General features: G+C 36.5%; 5 protein-coding genes. 1 reads left to right on the plus strand and 4 read right to left on the minus strand.

What is annotated here, in order from left to right:
* Positions 1-139: 139 nt before the first annotated feature.
* From obgE to ACR1PN_RS20350, 3 genes are all read right to left on the minus strand, one after another.
* Entirely contained in the window at positions 140-1,123 is a 984-nt protein-coding gene (obgE, locus tag ACR1PN_RS20340; RefSeq protein ID WP_433981518.1) for a GTPase ObgE, read from the minus strand.
* 73 nt (positions 1,124-1,196) lie between these two features.
* On the minus strand, positions 1,197-1,775 hold the full coding sequence (locus ACR1PN_RS20345; RefSeq protein ID WP_433981519.1) for an adenylate kinase: 579 nt from the start codon (positions 1,773-1,775) through the stop codon (positions 1,197-1,199).
* A gap of 128 nt (positions 1,776-1,903) precedes the next feature.
* Complete coding sequence (locus tag ACR1PN_RS20350) at positions 1,904-2,458, minus strand: phosphoribosyltransferase (protein ID WP_378174000.1); 555 nt, start codon at positions 2,456-2,458, stop codon at positions 1,904-1,906.
* 164 nt (positions 2,459-2,622) lie between these two features.
* On the opposite strand from ACR1PN_RS20350, the gene ACR1PN_RS20355 reads away from it, so the two are divergent.
* On the plus strand, positions 2,623-3,324 hold the full coding sequence (locus ACR1PN_RS20355) for a DUF1826 domain-containing protein (RefSeq protein WP_433981520.1): 702 nt from the start codon (positions 2,623-2,625) through the stop codon (positions 3,322-3,324).
* A gap of 62 nt (positions 3,325-3,386) precedes the next feature.
* Here the strand turns inward: ACR1PN_RS20355 and mnmE are convergent, their stop codons facing one another.
* Positions 3,387-4,772: a tRNA uridine-5-carboxymethylaminomethyl(34) synthesis GTPase MnmE gene (gene mnmE / locus ACR1PN_RS20360; RefSeq protein ID WP_433981521.1), complete on the minus strand. Its 1,386-nt coding sequence runs from the start codon at positions 4,770-4,772 to the stop codon at positions 3,387-3,389.
* Between the last annotated feature and the right edge of the window lie 219 nt (positions 4,773-4,991).

Consider the following 4,991-nt stretch of genomic DNA (forward strand, 5'->3'; position numbering starts at 1 on the left):
AATGCACCAGCAGTCTGAATTAAAAATGAAAACCTATAAAACTAAAAACCAAAGCAAAAACGTTTTTGCTTTGGTTTAATTATTATTTTTATCCTATAATCTGTATCAAAGTTTTAGGACGAGACATGAAATTAAATTTTTACCCGTGAAGTTTTTTCCAGATGGCATCTTTCAGTTCCATCAGACCTTCTCCGGTTACTCCTGAGAAAAATAACGGTTTCCTGTTTTCAGGAAATTCTGCAGAGATTTCTTTCTTTAATTCTTCATCCAGAAGATCAGATTTTGAAACGGAGATGATAAAATCTTTATCTAATAATTCAGGATTGTATTCTTTTAATTCATTTTCTAAAATTTTAAACTCCTGAAAATGGTCTTCAGAATCTGCTGGAATTAAAAACAATAGAATTGAATTTCTTTCAATATGTCTCAGGAATCTGTGACCAAGACCTTTACCTTCTGCTGCGCCTTCAATAATCCCCGGAATATCTGCCATTACAAAAGATTTGTAATTTCTGTAATCAACAATTCCTAAATTGGGAGTCAAAGTAGTAAATGCGTAATTGGCAATTTTAGGTTTTGCCGCAGAAACAGATGATAATAAAGTAGATTTTCCTGCATTCGGGAAGCCTACTAAACCTACATCGGCTAAAATTTTAAGCTCAAAAACCACGTAACCTTCCTGTCCCTCCATTCCTGGTTGTGCAAATCGTGGAGTCTGATTGGTAGACGATTTGAAATGTTCATTTCCCTTTCCACCCATTCCACCTTCCATAAGGATGATTTCCTGGCCGTCTTCCATGATTTCACCAATGATTTCGCCTTCTTCATTTTTAGCAATCGTTCCGATGGGAACTTCAATATAAACATCAGCTCCGTAAGCGCCGGTTAATTGGTTTTTTCCGCCGTTTTCGCCGCGTTCCGCTTTTACGTGACGGGTATAACGAAGGGGAAGTAAAGTCCATTCATTCGCATTTCCTTTCATGATGATGTGCCCGCCACGACCTCCGTCACCTCCATCAGGGCCACCTTTAGGGATATATTTTTCACGACGAAGATGGGCAGAACCTGCACCTCCGTGACCGCTTTTACAATGAATCTTTACGTAATCTACAAAATTGCTCATATTTTAATTTGAAATTTGAGATTTGAAATTTGAGATTCAATTTCAAATCTCGAACGCCAAATCTCAAATTATTTTATTTTACTTTTTCTACCTCCGCAAAAAGCTTTTCAGAGATTTCATTGATGTCTCCGACACCGTTGATTTCTACATATTTACCTTGTTGTTTGTAAAGCTCAGCGACTTCTGCTGTTTTTGCGTAGTATTCTTTTATTCTGTTTTCGATGATCTCAACATTACTGTCGTCTGATCTTCCGCTGATTTCTCCTCTTTTTAATAGTCTTTCTACCAAAATTGAATCTTCAACTACCAAAGAAAGGCATACATCGATCTCATCATTTAATTCCTCCTTTACGATTTTTTCTAAAGCTTCTGTCTGAACCGCCGTTCTTGGATATCCGTCGAAAATAAATCCAGCGGCATCGGTTGGCTTTCTGATTTCATCAATCAGCATATCTGTCGTTACCTGATCCGGAACCAATTCTCCTTTATCGATGAAAGATTTAGCCAGTTTCCCAAGTTCAGTGTCATTTTTCATGTTGAACCTGAAGAGATCACCTGTTGAGATTTGTTTTAAATTGAATTTCTCGATTAAGTTTTGCGCTTGAGTACCTTTTCCACTTCCTGGAGGACCGAACAGAACAATGTTTATCATAATGTGGTTTCGCTGTTGGCAATTGGCGGTTTGCTTCTTGCTTTTAGCATTTTTAAATTAATAATTACTTTTTATTCAGATATAATTTTTAAAAGCTAATAGCCAAAAGCTAGAAGCTGATAGCAATTTTAATGGTTGATTTGTCCGTCTTCCAATTGGTACAGATTGGGTAAATTTCTACCTAATTCATCGTAATCCAATCCGTATCCAAGAACAAACTTATTTGGAATTTCTTTCCCGATATAATCCAGCTTGAAATCTTTTTTATAGACTTCAGGTTTCAATAAGAACGAAGCCAGTTTTACAGATTTCGGACGTTGAGTTTCCTTAAAATATTTGAAAAGACTCTCCACGGTATTTCCGGTATCTACGATATCTTCAACAAGGATGATGTGACGGTCTTTTACATCTTTCGTCAGTTCCATTTTCTGGTAAACAATTCCTGTTGATTCAGTTCCTACATAAGAACTCATCTGTATAAAAGCAATCTCACATTCTCCCGGATAATGTTTAAGAAGATCAGAAAAAAACATGATTACACCGTTTAAAACACCTATAAAAACAGGAACTTCATCTTTATAATCTTCGTAGATTTTCAAAGCGGTTGCTTTTACAATTTCCTGAATCTCGGCATCCTTTAAATAGGGAACAAAAGTTTTGTCGTGAACTTGAATACTTTCCATAAAATTTTTCGTAGGCGGCAAAGTTACGGATTTTGATTAAAATATTTTTAGGAAGGGTAGGGTTATTTACTAAATGTCTTTGAAATACATCTTAAACCAATATTTTAACTTGGTTGTCTGTTATTTTTTTTGCAGATGATTATAGCTTTACTAAATTTGCCCGTATGACAAATGATACATTTTCTGAAAATGATCAGGTAAGAGTGGTTTCTTCTTTTTCCGAATTAATAAATACCAATTTCAAAGGAATGGTAAATGCCCTTTGTTGGAAAAGAAATTTGCCAGGAGATTTTAAAGAAATTGTTTCAAAGCTTGAATTGAAGGAAAATATTACAGAAGTTTCAGTTACAGAACTTTTAGCTCTAAATTTGTCTCAAAATGGAAGTATAGCAAGAGAAATTGTTTTAAATGATTTACAGTTATTGACTGATTTCGGCGCATCTCCATCTCTTAATCTGCTTAAAAATTATGAACGGGATGAGGAATTTGATTTTATCTCAACAGATGTTTATTCCTATCACGTTGACCGCTCACCAATAGGAGGCGATACTTTTTTATGTACTTATTATGGTGCTCCCAGTGATATTATTCCAAATCATCAGGTTACGCAAAAAATACTCATTCCTGAAGTCCGTGAGAAGCTCAGACGATTGCATGATGGTAATGAAGAGGATTTCGCCTATTTTCTTCAAGAGAATTTTTTTGATTTACACTACGAGCCAAAATCTGACGCTCAACCCACCAACTTAGGTATTGGTCATCTCTGGAGATTGGCTGTAGACCATCCCGAACAAGAAGTTTTGCCTTGTGTCCATCGGGCGCCCATTGAAAATGAAGGAGAATATCGGTTGTTGCTGATTTGCTAATCACTTAGAAATTAAAAGCCGCATGTAAAGATGCGGCTGTATTGTGATAAATAAAAATGGTGTTACTTTCCAATACAAAACTTCGAAAAAATATTTCCCAATATCTCGTCATTAGTTACTTCGCCGGAAATCTCACCAAGATGTTCGAGAGCATTTCTTAGCTCATATGCTAATAATTCTGTTGAAATTTGGAAAGAAATTGCTTCTTTCACTTTATTCACAGCATCTAAAGATTTCTGCAGAGCTTCAAAATGTCTTTGATTGGTAATCACCACATTGCTTTCGGAAGCTTTTGGTTGTTCTACGTAGGATGACAATTCATTCTTTAAATCCTGAATATTTTGATTTTCCAGCGCAGAAATCTTAATAAAATCGAAATCATGAGCAATCTCATTTCTGAAAATATCTTCTACTTTTTCATAGACTGATGGAGAAACCTCGTCAATTTTTGTTGAACAGATAATCAGTTTCAAATCCTCTCTCAATAAAGATTTTATCATCTGGATATCTTCAGAAAAATCTTCAGTTCCTGCATCTGCCAAGTATACCAAAATATTGGCGTTTTCTACCTTTTCTTTGGCTTTTTTTACACCAATGGCTTCAATTTCATCCATTGTTTCACGCAGTCCCGCTGTGTCGATCAATCGGAATGCATGTCCTTTAATGTGCAAAATTTCTTCAATTGTATCTCTTGTAGTTCCGGCAATATTACTTACAATAGCTCTTTCTTCTTTTAATAAAGCATTCAGCAATGTAGATTTACCAGCATTCGGTTTTCCAATGATAGCTACTGCAGTTCCGTTTTTAATGGCATTTCCATATTGGAAACTTTCAATCAGCGAATTTAATTTTAGTTCAATTTTATTCAGTAATTCTACTAAAGCGGACCGATCGGCAAACTCCACATCTTCTTCGGCAAAATCCAGCTCCAGCTCAATTAAAGAAACAAAATTCAGCAAGTCTGTCCTTAGAAAAGATATTTCATTGGTAATTCCTCCTTTTAGCTGATTAATGGCCACTTTTCTTGAAGCTTCATTTTCTGACGCAATCACATCGGCAATCGCTTCGGCTTGAGAAAGGTCAATTCTTCCGTTGATAAAAGCACGAAGGGTAAATTCTCCCGCTTTTGCCATTCTTGCTCCGTTCTTGATTAATGTTTCGAGAATACGTTTACCAATATGCGGCGAGCCGTGGAATGTAATCTCTACTGAGTTTTCCGTTGTGAAAGTTCTTGGTGCCAGAAAAATAGAAAGCATCACTTCATCAATCGCTTCCTCGCCATCCATGAAATAACCGTAGTGAATGGTGTGAGATTTTTGTTTTTGCAGTTTTTTTGAAGGAAAACATTTCTGAACCACCGTTAAGGCCTCATTTCCTGAAACCCTGATAATTCCTAAAGCTCCTATTCCGTTGGCGGTTGCAAGCGCGCAGATGGTATCGTTATTCATACTGCAAAATTACGGAAATTTCAATGGGAAAACAGTCAAAATTTTATATTCAAAATTCAGCTATTTCAATAATCCCAGACTCTAAGATTCACAACTCTCAAAACCCTCAAACTCTTCCATATTCCAATTTTTTTAGGAGCCGGGAACCTGCTTTCACTACTTGCTTTTTCATGTGCCTCGGGGGGGGGGGGGGGGGGGGGGGGGGGGGGGGGGAGAAAA

The sequence above is a fragment of the Chryseobacterium sp. RLHN22 genome (genome assembly GCF_051011795.1).
GTDB lineage: Bacteria > Bacteroidota > Bacteroidia > Flavobacteriales > Weeksellaceae > Chryseobacterium > Chryseobacterium zhengzhouense.